The following is a 15,700-nucleotide window of genomic DNA, read 5'->3' on the forward strand; positions in this document are numbered from 1 at the left end:
TCCGGGGATGATGCGTCAATTCAGAAGGTTATTCCGCCTGCGGGATCAGATATGGGACAGGCCCGGTCAGGCGGCGCTGTCTTCCCAGCCGCTGATGGCCTTGACCTCCAGGAAGTCTTCCAGGCCCCAGTGGCCGCCTTCGCGGCCAATGCCGGACTGCTTGTAGCCACCGAACGGCGCATCCGCCTTGTGCGAGGCGCCGTTGATGCGCACCATGCCGGCCCGCAGCTGCCGGGAGACGCGCTTGATCCGCTCGCGATCGCCCGACTGGATGTAGGCGGCAAGGCCGTATGGCGTATCGTTGGCGATTTCGACGGCTTCTTCTTCCGTATCGAACGGGATCATCGCCAGCACCGGCCCAAAGATTTCCTCACGGGCAATGGTCATGTCGTTGTTGACATCGGCAAACACCGTCGGGCGGACGAAATAGCCGCGATTGAAGCCTTCCGGACGGCCGGTGCCGCCCGCGATCAGGCGCGCGCCTTCCTTGATGCCCTGCTCGATCAGGCCCTGCACCTTGTTGAACTGGGCTTCGGAAACAAGCGGGCCCATATGATCGCCGTCCTGCGCGGGATCGCCGACCACCGTGGCCTTGGCCGTGGCGGCGGCCACCTCGGTCGCCTTGTCATAAACCGAGCGTTCCACCAGCATGCGCGTCGGCGCATTGCAGGACTGGCCCGTGTTGTTGAACACGTGCAGCACGCCGCGCGTCACCGCCGCTTCCACGTCACTGTCGGCGAAAACGATGTTGGGCGACTTGCCGCCGAGTTCCAGCGACACGCGCTTGACCGTGTCGGCCGCCGCCTTGGTGACGGCAATGCCGGCGCGGGTCGAACCGGTGAAGGACATCATGTCGATGCCGGGATGCGCGGACATGGCTGCACCCACGGAAGGGCCATCGCCATTGACCATGTTGAACACACCGGCGGGCAGGCCCGATGCGTCGATCATTTCGGCAAACACGATCGAGGAGATCGGTGCGATTTCCGAGGGCTTCAGCACCACGGTGCAACCGGCGGCAATGGCAGGCACGACTTTCAGGACAACCTGGTTCATCGGCCAGTTCCACGGCGTGATGAGGCCGCAGACGCCGATGGGCTCGTAGGCAATCCGGACATTGGGGTTGTGCTCGTCAAGCGGACGCACGAATTCAAAACTCTTCAACGCCCGCATGAAGGCCTTGAGGTGGCTGGTGCCCGACGCTGCCTGCTCTTCGAGCGCCATCTTGATCGGCGCGCCCATTTCGGAGGAAATGGCCTGCGCCATGTCATTGATGCGCGTCTCATAGACGGCGGTCAGGCGCTCGAGCCAGGCAATGCGCTCCTCGCGGCTTGTCAGGCTCCAGGTGGCGAAAGCCTTGCGCGCGGCGGCCACGGCAGCATCAACATCGGCAGCCGATCCGACGGAAATGACGGCAAAGGGCTGCTCATCCGCCGGATTGATCACTTCAAGATCCTTTGCCACGGCCGGAGCGGTCCACTTTCCATTGATATAGAAATCGGTCTTGCGAAGCATGGTTGGTCTCCTGCTGGTGCTGTCGGATTGGATTGGTCAGGGATGGAAGTGCATCCGTTGGACGTCAGGTGTAGCGGATGAATGGGCCGCCAGCCAACAGGAATATCGAACAAAGAGGCGAAAATAGCGGCGCGCCGGCGCCTGACCGCTATTTCTTCCGTTCGTGAAACTGGCGGCCGATGCGCAGGAAATTGCCGAGCATGGCGTGGCCATATTCGGTCAGCACCGACTCCGGATGGAACTGCACCCCGAATGTCGGATGCGCCCTGTGGGCAAGCCCCATGATCTCACCCTTGTCGGAGCGGGCAGTTACGGTAAGCGATGCATTGTCTGCATCGGCAACGACAATCAGCGAATGGTAGCGTCCCGCCTTGAACGGGCTCGGCAATCCCTTGAAAACGCCCGTTCCGTTGTGCTGGATCAGCGAGGAGCGGCCGTGCATGGGCTCCTGCGCCCGCAGCACCGCGCCGCCAAAAGCTTCGCCGATACACTGGTGGCCAAGGCAAATGCCGAGAATGGGAATTCTGCCGCTGAAAGCGTCGATGATGGCGAGCGACTGCCCCGCCTCGTGCGGCCCGCAGGGACCGGGCGAGATGACGAGCGCCGCAGGTTGCAGCGCTTCGATGTCGGCGACGGTGATCGCGTCATTGCGCACGACGCGGGTTTCCTCGCCCAGCTCGGCAAAATAGCGCGCCACGGTGAAAACGAAGGAATCGTAATTGTCGATGATAAGGATCATGACCCGGCATCTCCGGCCATGCCGAACACATCGAAAATCCGTGCCGCCTTGTCCAGCGTCTCCTGATATTCGGCCGCCGGGTCGGAGAGAGCTGTTATGCCGCCGCCCGCCTGGAATACCGCCTTGCCGCCCTGGAACAGCACGGTGCGGATGGCGATATTGGTGTCCATATTGCCGTTGAAACCGAAAAACCCGATTGAGCCGCAATAGATGCCGCGCGCAACCTGTTCCGTCCCGGTGATGATTTCCATCGCCCGCAATTTTGGCGCACCGGTGATGGACCCGCCGGGAAAAGCCGCGCGGATCAGATCCGACAGCGATTTTTCATCCGCCAGACGCCCGGTGACGACCGACACCAGATGATGCACGCTGGCATAGGATTCGAGGCCGCACAGCACGGGCGTGAGCACGGAATGGGGATTGCAGACCCGCGACAGATCATTGCGCATGAGATCGACGATCATCAGGTTTTCGGCCCGGTCCTTTTCCGAGGCAAGCAGCTCATCCGCATGCCGCCGGTCGATATCCGGGTCGGCCGAGCGCGGCACGGTGCCCTTGATCGGCCGGGCCTGCACGTCGCGGCCCTCAACCGACAGGAACCGTTCCGGCGAACTCGATGCGATGATCAGATCGTCATGCTCCACATAGGCGGCAAAGGTCGCTGCATTGCGCTGGCGCAGCGCCTTGTAGAAGGCCCAGACGGGATAGTTTTCGGGAAGACCGGCGATAAAGCGCTGTGCGATGTTGGCCTGGAAAATATCGCCGTCGAGAATATATTCGACGACTTTCGCCACCGCCTGCATATAGGCGTCGCGCGTGAAATTGGATTGCCAGGCAGTGCGGGCGATAGGGGGCCGTGCAGAGCCTTGTGCGTTCCCCGGCTTTTCCAGCGCGCCGAGAAACAGATGCGCCCGTTCGGCGGCACGCGTTTCGTCCGCCCGCTCAGGCAAACCGGACGAGACGAGCCAGACCCGTTGCTTCAGGTGATCGAAGGCAAGCACGACATCATGAAAATGCCAGATGGCGTCGGGCACATCGCCCTGAGACTGTTTGCGCGGCTCTGGAAGATTTTCCAGCAACCGCCCGAATTCATAGGAGAAATAGCCGATGGCCCCGCCATGAAAGGGCGGAAGACCGGCCTGATCCTCCAGCCGGTAGCGTTCGAGATAGCGCGACAGCGCTTCCAGCGGGCCCATATCCAGCGGCTGATCGTTCCAGCTGGCCACACCATCCCGGACCGCCAGCGTGCCGAAGGGATCGGCAGCCACGTAGGAATAGCGGCCTAGCTGGTCGTGCCGCATGGCACTGTCGAGAAAGCTCAGCCCGCCGAGCGATTTCAGGCGTTCGGCAGCGTCGACTGGTTCCAGCCAGGGGATTTCACGGATGTACATCCGTTGTCAGCCTTTCCCGAATGATGGCGTTACCCGCTCTTGCGGGTGGAAAGGAGTATACTTGTCTCGGTCAGGGTGATTCCGTCAATATGCCTGATGTCGCGCAGCGTGTGATCGAACGCCTCCAGCGTCTCCACCTCGATCTCCGCCACAATATCCCAGCGGCCGTTGGTGGTGTGCAGCGCGCGGATCTCGGGAAAGCCCTGCAGGCGGCGGATGACTTTTTCCGCGCCCTGCCCGGCCACTTCGATCATGGCAATGGCGCGAACACCATAAACGCCGGCACCCGCCTTCAGCGTCACCGTAAAGCCCTGGATGGTGCCGTCGGTCGTCAGCTTGTCGACGCGGGCCCGCACGGTCGCGCGCGAAATGCCGAGCAGCGTGGCCATCGATGAGACAGGCATGCGGCAGTCATCGCGCAGCAGCGACAACAGGCGGCGGTCGAGATCATCCATATCCGTTCCAATTTGTATAATTGAGATGCGCAAACTGCGCATTAAGCAGCGCATTTCTATCAGGATGCCGTCTATTTGTCACCGTCTCGCGGTGGCAGTATATTGCCTGCGCCGGTGAATCCTCCGGCTTCATTTGATTGACCATTCAAACGCGAAAGTGGCGCTTGTTGATGAACATGCTCAGCAATTTTGAGAACGACCCCAAACAGAAATTGATGATTGTCGGCGCCCCCATCGAGGAAGGTGCCGGTCGTCTCGGCGCCCTGATGGGCCCTGCAGCGCTGCGCACCGCCGGTCTTATCCGCACATTGGAAGAGATGGGCCATCCGGTCGACGATCACGGCGATCTTCGCCTGCCGCAGACGCTGCCGGCCGTTGCACCGGTTGCGGGCCTTGCCCATCACATCGAAAAGATCGCCGCCTGGTCGCGCATGCTTTGCGTTGAAACCTATGAGGCGATGAAGGACGGCAGTTTCCCGGTCATTCTCGGCGGTGACCACTCGCTGTCGATGGGCTCGGTCGGCGGCATCGCCCGCTACTGCCAGGAAAACAACCGCGAACTCTTCGTGCTCTGGCTTGATGCTCATTCCGATTTCAACACCCCGGCAACCTCGCCGTCCGGCAACATGCACGGCATGTCGGCAGCACTCCTGTGCAACGAGCCCGGCCTTGAAGGCGTGTTCGGCGACGAGCCGCACGGCCTGATCAAGCCGGAAAACCTGCATCTCTTCGGCATCCGCTCCATCGACACGGTCGAGCGCAAGCTCCTGCGCGAACGCGGCATCGATGTCATCGACATGCGCCAGATCGATGAGTTCGGCGTGGCCAAGCTGATGCGCCGCATCATCGAGCGGGTGCAGAAGGCCAATGGCATCCTGCATGTCAGTTTTGACGTGGATTTCATCGATCCGTCGCTCGCCCCCGGCGTGGGCACGACGGTTCCAGGCGGCGCCACCTACCGCGAAGCCCATCTCGTGATGGAAATGCTGCATGATTCCGGCGTCGTCGGCTCGCTCGACATCGTTGAACTCAATCCGTTCCTCGATGATCGCGGCAAGAGCGCCATGCTGCTCGTCGATCTCGTTGCCAGCCTGTTCGGCCGGCAGATCTATGAACGGCCCGCCGTTTCGGACCAGAGCGCCACGGCTCTCAACACATAAGAAAACTGGCAAATAGGAGGATATTTTGCTGCAAACAGCCGCCCAACTGATTTCGACCGAGTCCCGTCTTGGCGCTCATAACTACAAGCCGCTTGATGTGGTTCTGTCGCGCGGCGAAGGCGTGCATGTCTGGGATATCGACGGGAACCGCTATCTCGACTGTCTTTCAGCCTATTCCGCCGTCAACCAGGGCCATTGCCACCCGAAAATCCTGGCAGCCATGACCGAACAGGCGTCAAAACTGACGCTGACCTCGCGCGCCTTCCGCAACGATCAGCTGGCCCTGTTCTACGAAGAACTGGCGAGCCTCACCGGCTCGCACAAGATCCTGCCGATGAACAGCGGTGCCGAAGCCGTCGAGACCGCCATCAAGGCCGTGCGCAAATGGGGCTACGAGGTCAAGGGCGTGCCGGAGAATGCCGCCGAGATCATCGTCTGCTCGGATAATTTCCACGGCCGAACCATGGGGATCGTCGGGTTCAGCACGGATCCGTCAGCCCGCGAGAATTTCGGCCCGTTTGCGCCGGGCTTCAAGGTCGTTCCCTTCGGCGATATCAATGCCTTTGCTGCGGCATTGACGCCCAATACCGTGGCGTTCCTTGTCGAGCCCATCCAAGGCGAGGCTGGCGTGAAAATTCCGCCAAAGGGCTATTTCTCCAAGGTGCGCGCGCTCTGCACGCAGAACAACATCACACTGATCCTCGATGAAATCCAGACCGGCCTTGGCCGCACCGGCGCCCTTTTGGCGGAGGAACACGAAGCGATCGAGGCCGATGTGACGCTGATCGGCAAGGCGCTCTCAGGCGGCTTTTATCCCGTCTCGGCCGTGCTGTCGAACAGCGATGTGCTCGGGGTTCTGAAGCCCGGCCAGCACGGCAGCACGTTCGGCGGCAATCCGCTGGCCTGCGCCATTGCCCGTGCGGCGCTGCGTGTTCTGACCGAAGAGAACATGATCGAGAATTCGCGCATCGAGGGCGAGTACTTCCTGCAGCAGCTCCGGGGCATCCGCAGCAATATCGTGCGCGAAGTGCGTGGCCGCGGCCTGATGCTGGCCATCGAGCTGCATCCGGAAGCCGGCGGCGCCAACCGCTTCTGCTACGAGCTGAAGGAACGCGGCATTCTCGCCAAGGACACCCATGGCGATACGATCCGCATCGCGCCGCCGCTGGTGATCAAGCGCGATCAGATCGATTGGGCGCTCGAACAGTTCGACGAGGTGCTGACCAGCATGAATTGAGGACGGCGGGGTTCAACACCCCCCTCTGTCCTGCCGGACATCTCCCCCACAAGGGGGGAGATCACATCGGCATCAATGGTTTTACGCAATTTTCAATGTTGAAGATTAACTGAAATAGCTGTGAAAGCTGATCTCCCCCCTTGTGGGGGAGATGGGCGGCAGCCCAGAGGGGGGTGAATACTTACATCCTCACCCGCTCCGCCTTCGGATCATACATCGGCGTGAGCGATGCCAGCGCTTTCACCCGTTCTCCGGCGATCTCGATCTCGTAGCTTGAGGACAGCACCTGTTCGGCGCTTTCGCCCCGGCAGGCGACATAACCAAGGCCGATCGCCCCGCCCAGATGGTGGCCGTAATTGCCCGAGGTGACCGTTCCGACGATTTCGCCATCGCGCACGATGGCTTCATTGTGGAACAACAGCGGCTCGGGATCGGCAAGGCGGAATTGCACCAGTCTGCGGTCCAGTCCGCTTTCCTTCTTCTGCAACACCGCATCACGCCCGATGAAGTCGCCCTTCGTGGTTTTGACGGCAAAACCAAGTCCTGCCTCCAGCACATGGTCTTCATCGGTGATATCATGGCCGAAATGCCGGAAAGCCTTTTCGATGCGGCAGGAATCCAGTGTGTGCAGGCCGCACAGTTTCAGGCCCAGCTCCTGACCGGCCTCCTCCAATGCCTCGAACACATGCGCGGTCTGATCCGACGAGACATAAAGCTCCCAGCCAAGTTCGCCGACATAGGTGACGCGGTGGGCGCGGGCAAGGCCCATGCCGATCTCGATCTCCCGCGCCGTGCCGAAAGGATGCCCCGCATTGGAAAAATCGTTGGGGCTGATCTTTTCGATCACATCGCGGGATTTCGGCCCCATCAGGCACAGCACGGATTCCGCCGCCGTCACATCGGTGATGACGACAAATTCGTCCCTCACATGCTTGCGCATCCAGGCGAGATCGCGCTGCAGGGTGGCGCCGGGGACAACGGCGAAGAACGCCGTTTCCGACAGCCGGGTGATGGTCAGGTCGCTTTCGATGCCGCCGCGATTGTTGAGCATCTGGGTGTAGACGATGCGGCCAGGCTCGACATCCAGCTGATTGGCGCAAAGTTTTTGCAGGAACGCCAGCGCATCGCGACCTTCGATGCGGATCTTGCCGAAGGAGGTCATATCGAACAGCCCGGCGCCACCCCGCACCGCCAGATGTTCGTCCCGCTGGTTGTCGAACCAGTTCTGCCGCTTCCAGGAATAGCGGTATTCGCGCTCCTGCCCGCCTTTGGCGAACCAGTTTGCCCGTTCCCATCCGGCCACTTCGCCGAAAACGGCACCGCGTGCCTTTAGATGTTCATGGATGGGCGAACGGCGGATATTGCGGGACGTTGCCATCTGCCGGTAGGGAAAATGATCGGCATAGAGCAGGCCAAGCGTCTCGGAGACACGCTCCTTCAGATACTGCCGGTTTTTTTGGAACGGCTGGGCGCGGCGGATATCGACTTCCCACAGGTCGAACGGCGCTTCGCCATCGTGAATCCACTGGGCCAGCGCCATGCCGGCGCCGCCCGACGATACGATGCCGATGGAATTGTAGCCCGCCGCCACCCAGTATCCGCCCAGTTCCGGTGCTTCGCCGAGATAATAACGGTCGTCGGGCGTGAAACTCTCAGGCCCGTTGAAAAAAGTGTGAATGCCCGCCGTGCCGAGCATCGGCATGCGGTTGACGCCCATTTCGAGGATCGGCTCGAAATGCTCGAAATCCTCCGGCAATTGGTCGAAGCAGAAATCCTCGGAAATGCCGTTCATGCCCCACGGCTTGGCCACGGGCTCGAAGGCGCCGAGCATCATTTTCCCAGCATCTTCCTTGTAATAGGCGCACTCATCCGGCACGCGCAGCACCGGCAGGCGTCCGAGCCCCTCAATGGCCTCGGTGACAAGATAAAAATGCTCGCAGGCATGCAGAGGCACCGTCACACCCGACATCGATGCCAGATCGCGCGCCCACATGCCGGCGCAATTGATCACCACGTCAGTCTCGATCGTGCCCTGTTCCTCGCCCTTGGCCCAGGAAACGCCGGATACCCTGCCATTCTTTTTGTGGACGCCGGTGACTTTTACGTTCTCGAAAATCCTTGCGCCGCGCTGCCTCGCGCCCTTGGCCAGTGCCATGGCGATATTGGCTGGATCGCATTGCCCGTCCAGCGGCAGATGCACCGCCCCGACCACATCCGCAATATTAAGATGCGGATACATCTCCTTGACTTCACTCGGTGAAATCTCCCGCACATCAACATCGAAAGCGCGGGCCAGCGAAGCCTGGCGATAGATCTCGTGCTTGCGTTCTTCGGTCAGCGCAACGGTGATGGACCCCACCTGGCGCATGCCTGTGGCGACCTCCGTTTCCGCCTCCAGTTTGACGTAGAGATCGGCGGAGTATTTGGCGAGCCGCGTCATGTTCTGCGAGGCGCGCAGCTGGCCGATCAGCCCGGCCGCATGCCACGTGGTGCCCGAGGTCAGCTGCTTGCGTTCCAGGAGAACGATGTCGGTCCAGCCCAGTTTGGCAAGATGGTAGGCGACGGAACAGCCGGAAACACCGCCCCCGATGATGACGGCTCTGGCCTTGGCCGGAAGAGAACTCATGCGCGGATTCTTTCATTGTTGGGGTCCCAGAGCGGCTGATCCGGATGCACGGTGGCCTTGAAGCGTTCGCCGAAAATCTCGATCTCGATTTGTGTTCCAGGTTCAGTGAGTTCGGTCTTGAGCATGCCGAGCGCGATGGATTTGTCGATCCGGTGCCCCCAGCCGCCCGAGGTGGTTTCGCCAACAATGCTGCCCTTGTGCCAGAGCGTCGACATATAGGGCGCATCGCAATCCCCGGCATCGACGGTCAGGGTGACGAAGCGCTTCTTCACACCATGCTGCCTTTCGCTTTCCAGCGCGGCTTTGCCGAGAAAATCAGGCTTTTCCCATTTGATGAAACGGTCGAGCCCGCTTTGCAACGGCGTATAGTCGGTGGACAGATCGCCCTTCCAGGCGCGGTAGCCTTTTTCCAGCCGCAGCGAGTCCAGCGCATACATGCCGAACGGTTTTAGCCCGTATGGCTGGCCCGCCTGCCAGACCGCATCGAAAATCGCCTGGGTATCGGCGACCTTGCTGTGGATTTCCCAGCCCAGTTCTCCGGCAAACGACACGCGCACAAGCTGGCAATAGCGTCCGGCAATCTGCGTCGTCTGGTGTGACAGCCAGGATTTGCCAAGGTCCGCATCGCAGATACCGGCAAAGAGATCGCGCGCCTTGGGGCCGGTGACGATCTGGCAGGAAAATTGCTCGGTGACATTGCTGATGCTGATCGCGCTGCCCCTGGGCAGGTGTTTTTGCAGCCATTCCAGATCGTGCCACTCGGCAACGCCCGCAGTGATGAGGAAAAACACGTCCTCATCAATGGCCATGATCGACATTTCCGTGACGACACGGCCCTTTGCATCGGCGAAATAGCCAAGGCCGATGCGGCCGGGTTTCGGCACCAGACCGGTGATCAGGCCGGAAAGCCAGTCGCGTGCGCCCGGCCCGCTCACCTTGAAGCGGGAAAAACCGGGCAGATCGAGAATGCCGACGGCATCGCGCACCGCATGGCATTCCTCGCGGATGCGCCGCTGCCACGGCCCTTCCCGCTTAAAGGTCTGTGTCGCCTCTTCGGACGTGTCGTCGCCGGGCTGCGCATACCAGTTTGCCCGCTCCCAGCCATTATAGGCGCCGAACTGCGCGCCCAAACCGGTCACGCGCGCATGCAGCGGCGAAAGCTTTTTGTCGCGTCCCGCGGACCATGTATGGCGCGGAAAATGAATGGCATATTCGTGGCCATAGACCTCCACGCCCTTGGCAACGCTGTAGTCGTGGTCGGCAAAGGCGGTGAAGCGGCGCGGATCGCAGGACCACATGTCCCATTCGGTCGCGCCTTCCGTGACCCATTCGGCCAGAACTTTTCCTGCCCCGCCCGCCTGCGCGATGCCGAAGGTGAACACACAGGCTTCGAACGCATTGGGTACGCCCGGCATCGGCCCGATCAGCGGATTGCCGTCGGGCGCATAGGGAATGGGGCCATTGATGATTTTCGACAGGCCGGCGGTGCCGAGGATCGGCACGCGGGCGATTGCGTCGTTCAGATACCATTCGAGCCGTTCCAGATCGTCAGGAAACAGCTGGAAGGAGAAATCGTCCGGCATCGGATCGTCGGCCGTTGCCCAATGCGCCCGGCAATTGCGCTCATAGGGCCCGAGATTCATGCCGTTCTTTTCCTGCCGGAGATAATAGGACGAATCCACATCGCGCAGCAGCGGCAGCTTGTGGCCCTCTTGGCGGCTCCATGCGGCAATCTCGGGGATCTCGTCGAACAGCAGATATTGATGGCTCATGACCATCATCGGCACGGCGCGGCCAAACAGCCTGCCGATTTCCTGCGCGCGGTAACCGGCGGCATTGACCACATATTCGCAGCGGATCTCGCCCTGCGGCGTCGCGATCACCCATTCGTCGCCGTCGCGCCGGGCACCCGTCACCGGGCAGAAACGGATGATTTTTGCACCCATGTCGCGCGCGCCCTTCGCCAGCGCCTGCGTCAGCTGGGCGGGATCGATATCGCCATCGTTCGGATCGTACAGCGCACCGGCCAGATCATGCGTCGCAATGAAGGGATAGCGGCCATTGATCTCATCGACGCCGAGCACATCGATATCCATGCCCTGATAGCGGCCCATGCCTTTCACGCGCTGGAACTCGCGCATGCGCTCCTTGCCATGGGCGAGCCGCAGCGAACCGGTGACATGGTAGTTCATGGGATAATCGACTTCCTGCGCCAGCCGCCGGTACAGCTCGGCGGAATAGCGCTGCATGTTCATCACCGACCACGAGGCGGAGAAGGTCGGCACATTGCCCGCCGCATGCCAGGTGGAGCCTGATGTCAGCTCGTTCTTCTCCAGAAGCACGCAATCGGTCCATCCGGCCTTGGCGAGATGATACAGCGATGAGACGCCGACCGCCCCGCCGCCGATGATGACGACCCGCGCCGACGTTGGAAATTCAGACATATACGGTCTCCCATGATCTCATGCTGTTTGGCTTACGCCCGTGCGATTTCATCGAGGTACCACTGGATGTACCGCAACTCGTTGTGTTCCATGGGCGCGATGGGCCCCGGCACGAAATAGTGCGAGCGCACGCCGCGCGCCGTGTGTTCGATGATCGTCTTGTCCTCGGCGGTGGTCACCTTCCAGAGCCATGTCAGCTTGTCCAGATCGTAATCCCGGCCCTCCTGCGCATCGCCGCGCACCAGCCAGATCAGCTCCATCTCGCAGGTATCAGCCGTCTTCGGAATGAAACGATAAATCATGCCATGGTCGGGGTAGCACACGAGGAAACTGGTACCGCCAAGGTGGATGGAGGTCACGCCGCCATCGAATTCGGTGAAACGCCCCATCAGCGGGCCAACCGGCGAGCCATCCTCGCTGCCGCTCGACACGCCGTCATAGAGCGCATAGCGGAACGTATGAATCGTTTCATGGCCCTGCGCGGAACTCTGCCAATGGTCACCCGTAGCGATATCGATGCCGAGCGCGCAGGTGCGCTGCTCCATCCGGGCATTCAGCTCGGTGATTTTTTCCAGCGGCTGCTCAAGCGCATGAGTCTGCGAATATTCCGGATGCGCCGGACCGCAGTGGTAACACTCGACATAATTTTCAACCGCCAGTTTCCAGTTGGCATCTACCGGATAGGTCTCGCGGTGCGCCACCTTGGCATCGGCCCAGCCATATTGGCCGCAGGTGGTGCGCAGCGACTGCTCGATAATGTCGAAGTTCAACGGTTCGTCGGCAAAGCAGATAAAAATCAACCCTTCGGCCACACGCACATGCAGTTTTTTCAGGCCATGCGCACTGCGGTCGAAATCCCGCGGCATCAGCCGCGCTGCGCGCAGGCTGCCGTCATTCATATAGGTCCAAGCGTGATAGGGACAGACGAAGAAGCGGGCATTGCCCTTCTGCTGGGTGCAGACCTCGGCGCCGCGATGGCGGCAGACATTGAGAAACGCGTGGATCGAACCGTCTTCGGTGCGCGACACGATCACCGCCTCCGAATCGATCTTGAACAGCTCGAAATCGCCCGCATTGGGAATGATGCTGGCATGGCCGATGCAATGCCAATGGCGGCGGAACACACGTTCCATATCCCGGGCATAGACATCCGGATCCATGTAGAAGGCGCGCGCCAGCCCATGACCGGGCCGGTATTCCGCAATCATGCGATCGATCTTGTCGCCTGCCGGTGCAACGCCGGCCAATGCCTGTTCCGCGCCCATGTTAGCCTCGCTCGAAAAGAGTGTTCCCCGGACGCGCTCCCTTGTTTCCCGGATGCGTCGCAGATTAGAATGATTCCGCATTGGGCGCCGTTCAAGCGATGGTTGCTCATCAAGACATGAATTATTCTCAACAGTCTGTTTTACAGGATGCCGCCCGATGATGTCGAAGCCCAGAATACCGCCGCTCGGCTCATTGCGCGCGTTTGAAGCCTCGGCGCGCCTCTTGAGCTTTCGCCTGGCGGGCGACGAGCTGGGCGTCACCCAATCGGCCATCAGCCACCGCATTTCCGAGCTGGAGGCGATTCTCGGGGTAAAGCTGTTCGAACGCCTGCCGCGCGGCGTGGCGCTGACCGATGCCGGCACGCTGTATTATCCTTATATGCGCGATGCCTTCGAAAAGATCGCCCGCGGCACGGCACTGATCAACCGGCTGGGCACGACGGACGATCTGGCGCTTGAAACCTATGCGACGTTCGCCATCCGCTGGCTCATTCCGCGCCTGACCGATTTCCGCAGGGTCAATCCGAACCTTGCCATCCGCATCGGCACCAGCCAGCTCGACTGGGAACTCAACATCGACAGTTCCGATATCGGCATCATCCATACCACCCGGCCGGAGCGGATGAACCTGCATTACCGGCTGCTTGTCAAAGCCGAGATGTTTCCGGTGTGCAGCGCGGCGGTTGCCGCGCGGATCGCGGGCAACACCGAGGCAAAGGCACTCAACAAGGTGCCGCGCCTGGCGCTCTATACCGCACCCGAGGATTGGGGCACGTGGCTCGATGCCGCCGGCATTGCCGATAACGGCCAGGCGGTGACGCTGAAGTTCGACACCTATCTCGCCGCGCTGCAATCGGCTCTCGACGGCCAGGGACTGGCCATCGCGCCGGGCTTTCTCGTCGCGGACGATCTGAAGGCGGGGCGTCTGGTGGCGCCGTTTGCGCTGAGGGTGCCACAGCCCGGTGCCTGGTACATGATTTGCCGCAAGGAGCGGGTCAATGAAACCCGCATCCGCCAGTTCGAGAAGTGGCTGGTGGAGCAGTTCGGCGGATGAAACCACCGATTGCTGTTGTTTAACCCCCCTCTGGGCTGCCGCCCATCTCCCCCACAAGGGGGGAGATCAGCTTTCACAATTGTTTCAGCCAATCTTCAAGGGTGAAAGCTAAGCGGGATGATCGATGCCAATGTGATCTCCCCCCTTGTGGGGGAGATGTCCGGCAGGACAGAGGGGGGTACAAATCACTTCCTTCTAATCCCGATTGATTTCCCAACCCGCGCCGGAATCCCAAGCTTCGCATGGGCATCCCGGTAAAACGCCAGCTTTGGCAGCACATCCTCCGGGAACGGCACAACCTTCGGGCCGTTCATATCCACGTGCAGTGACAGGACTTCCGAGGTCGCAGCGACCCAGCCATCGACGTGAATGATTTCATTATAGGTATGCAAACGCTTGCCGTCGAAATCGATCAGCTGGCTGGTAACCGTCACCAGATGGTCGAGATGGATCTCCTGCACGTAACAGATATGAACCTCGGCCGTGTAGATCGTCAGCCTGCGTTGCGCCGCATATGTCGGGCCAAACCCCAGTTCGGCGAGGAATTCGTCACCGCCCCGGTCGAACACCACATTGTAATAGGCCATGTTCAGATGGCCGTTATAATCGATCCACTCCTTTTCCATGGCTATCGGAGCGGAGCGGTACAATTCACCTTCTGGCATGCTGATATTCCCCTCATTGGTAAAACCCGGCGGCATTTGAACCATGGCAGCTGCCCGTCCACTGTGTCAAAAACGACTGATAATGGCGGCACCCTATCGATTGGCGCCGGAGCGCAGGCTGCTCGGCGGCTTGCCCTCGAAGGTGCGGAACGTGCGCGCAAAGGCGGCGGCCGAGGAGAAACCCGTGCGCGCGGCGATATCGGCCAGCGGGGTTTTGGTATCGGTGATCAGCCGCCGCGCGATCTTCAGGCGCAGGCGCAGATAATAGCGGCCCGGTCCCTCGCCCACGGCTTTCGCAAAAATCTTTTCCAGGCTGCGCGCGCTCAGGCCGCAGCGTTTGGCGATCGCGCCGATGGTGAGCGGCGCATCGAGATTGCCCTCCATAAGCCGGATCGCGGTGGCGAGTTTCGGATGGACATCGTCAAGCCGCCCGAGCGAGACAAGCGGCTGCGCATCATTGGATGCATGGGCTTCGTCATAGATGAAGACGCTCGCCACATCGAGCGCCACGGACATGCCGCAGCGCGAGCGGATGAGATGCAGCATCAGGTCGAAGGTGGGCGATGCACCGCCCGTGGTGAACACCGGCCCGTCGATGACATAGCGGTCCGGCCGGATATCCGCCTCGGGAAATTCGGCGGTGAATTCCTCCATGTCCTCCCAGTGGGTGGTGGCACGCCGTCCCCGCAGCAGCCCTGCCCGGCCGAGCAGCCATGACCCCGCTTCGATGCCGCCGATCATCCGGTAGTGATGCATGGCGCGGCGCAGGCTGGCGGTAAAGGTGGTGCGCGAAATATCCGAGGTGCCGAACCCGCCGATCATCAGCAGCATGTCGGCCTTATCAGCCGGATCGAACGCGCCGGAGACGGCAATCGGCAGGCTGCAGGTGGTGATCGCCGGGTTGCCGTCGAGCGAAACGATCCGCCATTTGAACAGGGTGCTGCCCGAGACGCGGTTGGCAGCGCGCATCGGGTCGATGGTCGATGCCACGCACATCAGCGACGCGCCGCTGAAGACGAGAACCGTCACCTCAAGCGTTTTGGCATCGGGCAAAAAGAGGGGCGACGTTTCGCTATTCATCAAGTTCAATTCGTATATTGCAAAGCATGCATTTGCAACAGCTGCATGATTTGCCCAACGAAAAAATGG

At 61.0% G+C, this 15,700-nt stretch carries 12 protein-coding genes; 3 read left to right on the top strand and 9 right to left on the bottom strand.

Annotated elements, in window-relative coordinates:
- Nucleotides 1–66: 66 nt before the first annotated feature.
- The 4 genes from C5750_RS06250 to C5750_RS06265 form a co-directional block, all read right to left on the bottom strand.
- Nucleotides 67–1,515 (bottom strand): aldehyde dehydrogenase family protein, encoded by a 1,449-nt coding sequence (locus C5750_RS06250; RefSeq protein ID WP_105732914.1) that lies wholly within the window; start codon nucleotides 1,513–1,515, stop codon nucleotides 67–69.
- A 148-nt stretch (nucleotides 1,516–1,663) separates the two neighbouring features.
- Nucleotides 1,664–2,254, bottom strand: a complete 591-nt coding sequence (locus C5750_RS06255; protein WP_105732915.1) for an anthranilate synthase component II — start codon at nucleotides 2,252–2,254, stop codon at nucleotides 1,664–1,666.
- Nucleotides 2,251–3,645: an aminodeoxychorismate synthase component I gene (gene pabB / locus C5750_RS06260; protein WP_105732916.1), complete on the bottom strand. Its 1,395-nt coding sequence runs from the start codon at nucleotides 3,643–3,645 to the stop codon at nucleotides 2,251–2,253. The genes C5750_RS06255 and pabB overlap by 4 nt, the downstream gene beginning before the upstream one ends.
- Nucleotides 3,646–3,674: 29 nt before the next feature.
- Nucleotides 3,675–4,100 (bottom strand): Lrp/AsnC family transcriptional regulator, encoded by a 426-nt coding sequence (locus C5750_RS06265; protein ID WP_105732917.1) that lies wholly within the window; start codon nucleotides 4,098–4,100, stop codon nucleotides 3,675–3,677.
- Nucleotides 4,101–4,276: 176 nt separating this feature from the next.
- Here C5750_RS06265 and rocF point away from each other — a divergent pair, with 176 nt between their 5' ends.
- Both rocF and rocD read left to right on the top strand, forming a co-directional pair.
- Complete coding sequence (gene rocF / locus C5750_RS06270) at nucleotides 4,277–5,260, top strand: arginase (protein ID WP_425350427.1); 984 nt, start codon at nucleotides 4,277–4,279, stop codon at nucleotides 5,258–5,260.
- 28 nt (nucleotides 5,261–5,288) lie between these two features.
- The gene (gene rocD, locus C5750_RS06275) at nucleotides 5,289–6,497 is read left to right on the top strand and encodes an ornithine--oxo-acid transaminase (RefSeq protein WP_105733150.1); all 1,209 of its coding nucleotides are present in this window, start codon (nucleotides 5,289–5,291) and stop codon (nucleotides 6,495–6,497) included.
- Nucleotides 6,498–6,678: 181 nt separating this feature from the next.
- On the opposite strand, the gene C5750_RS06285 is transcribed toward rocD, so the two are convergent.
- The 3 genes from C5750_RS06285 to C5750_RS06295 are packed head-to-tail and all read right to left on the bottom strand — an operon-like array spanning nucleotide 6,679 to nucleotide 12,832.
- The gene (locus C5750_RS06285) at nucleotides 6,679–9,123 is read right to left on the bottom strand and encodes a GcvT family protein (RefSeq protein ID WP_105732919.1); all 2,445 of its coding nucleotides are present in this window, start codon (nucleotides 9,121–9,123) and stop codon (nucleotides 6,679–6,681) included.
- Nucleotides 9,120–11,567 carry a GcvT family protein gene (locus C5750_RS06290; RefSeq protein WP_105732920.1) on the bottom strand — a complete coding sequence of 816 codons (2,448 nt, stop codon included), beginning with the start codon at nucleotides 11,565–11,567 and terminating at the stop codon, nucleotides 9,120–9,122. The genes C5750_RS06285 and C5750_RS06290 overlap by 4 nt, the downstream gene beginning before the upstream one ends.
- A gap of 32 nt (nucleotides 11,568–11,599) precedes the next feature.
- Nucleotides 11,600–12,832: an aromatic ring-hydroxylating oxygenase subunit alpha gene (locus C5750_RS06295; RefSeq protein ID WP_105732921.1), complete on the bottom strand. Its 1,233-nt coding sequence runs from the start codon at nucleotides 12,830–12,832 to the stop codon at nucleotides 11,600–11,602.
- A 157-nt stretch (nucleotides 12,833–12,989) separates the two neighbouring features.
- Here C5750_RS06295 and C5750_RS06300 point away from each other — a divergent pair, with 157 nt between their 5' ends.
- On the top strand, nucleotides 12,990–13,886 hold the full coding sequence (locus C5750_RS06300; protein WP_105732922.1) for a LysR substrate-binding domain-containing protein: 897 nt from the start codon (nucleotides 12,990–12,992) through the stop codon (nucleotides 13,884–13,886).
- Nucleotides 13,887–14,071: 185 nt separating this feature from the next.
- Here the strand turns inward: C5750_RS06300 and C5750_RS06305 are convergent, their stop codons facing one another.
- Both C5750_RS06305 and C5750_RS06310 read right to left on the bottom strand, forming a co-directional pair.
- On the bottom strand, nucleotides 14,072–14,551 hold the full coding sequence (locus C5750_RS06305) for a thioesterase family protein (protein WP_105732923.1): 480 nt from the start codon (nucleotides 14,549–14,551) through the stop codon (nucleotides 14,072–14,074).
- 93 nt (nucleotides 14,552–14,644) lie between these two features.
- On the bottom strand, nucleotides 14,645–15,634 hold the full coding sequence (locus C5750_RS06310; RefSeq protein WP_425350414.1) for a GlxA family transcriptional regulator: 990 nt from the start codon (nucleotides 15,632–15,634) through the stop codon (nucleotides 14,645–14,647).
- Nucleotides 15,635–15,700: the final 66 nt, after the last annotated feature.

The organism is Phyllobacterium myrsinacearum, from assembly GCF_002980555.1.
GTDB lineage: Bacteria > Pseudomonadota > Alphaproteobacteria > Rhizobiales > Rhizobiaceae > Phyllobacterium > Phyllobacterium myrsinacearum.

Coding starts and splice junctions, on each gene's coding strand:
- C5750_RS06250 (WP_105732914.1), bottom strand. CDS start 1,515: ATGCTTCGCAAGACCGATTTCTATATCAATGGAAAGTGGACCGCTCCG.
- C5750_RS06255 (WP_105732915.1), bottom strand. CDS start 2,254: ATGATCCTTATCATCGACAATTACGATTCCTTCGTTTTCACCGTGGCG.
- pabB (WP_105732916.1), bottom strand. CDS start 3,645: ATGTACATCCGTGAAATCCCCTGGCTGGAACCAGTCGACGCTGCCGAA.
- C5750_RS06265 (WP_105732917.1), bottom strand. CDS start 4,100: ATGGATGATCTCGACCGCCGCCTGTTGTCGCTGCTGCGCGATGACTGC.
- rocF (WP_425350427.1), top strand. CDS start 4,277: ATGCTCAGCAATTTTGAGAACGACCCCAAACAGAAATTGATGATTGTC.
- C5750_RS06285 (WP_105732919.1), bottom strand. CDS start 9,123: ATGAGTTCTCTTCCGGCCAAGGCCAGAGCCGTCATCATCGGGGGCGGT.
- C5750_RS06290 (WP_105732920.1), bottom strand. CDS start 11,567: ATGTCTGAATTTCCAACGTCGGCGCGGGTCGTCATCATCGGCGGCGGG.
- C5750_RS06295 (WP_105732921.1), bottom strand. CDS start 12,832: ATGGGCGCGGAACAGGCATTGGCCGGCGTTGCACCGGCAGGCGACAAG.
- C5750_RS06300 (WP_105732922.1), top strand. CDS start 12,990: ATGATGTCGAAGCCCAGAATACCGCCGCTCGGCTCATTGCGCGCGTTT.
- C5750_RS06305 (WP_105732923.1), bottom strand. CDS start 14,551: ATGCCAGAAGGTGAATTGTACCGCTCCGCTCCGATAGCCATGGAAAAG.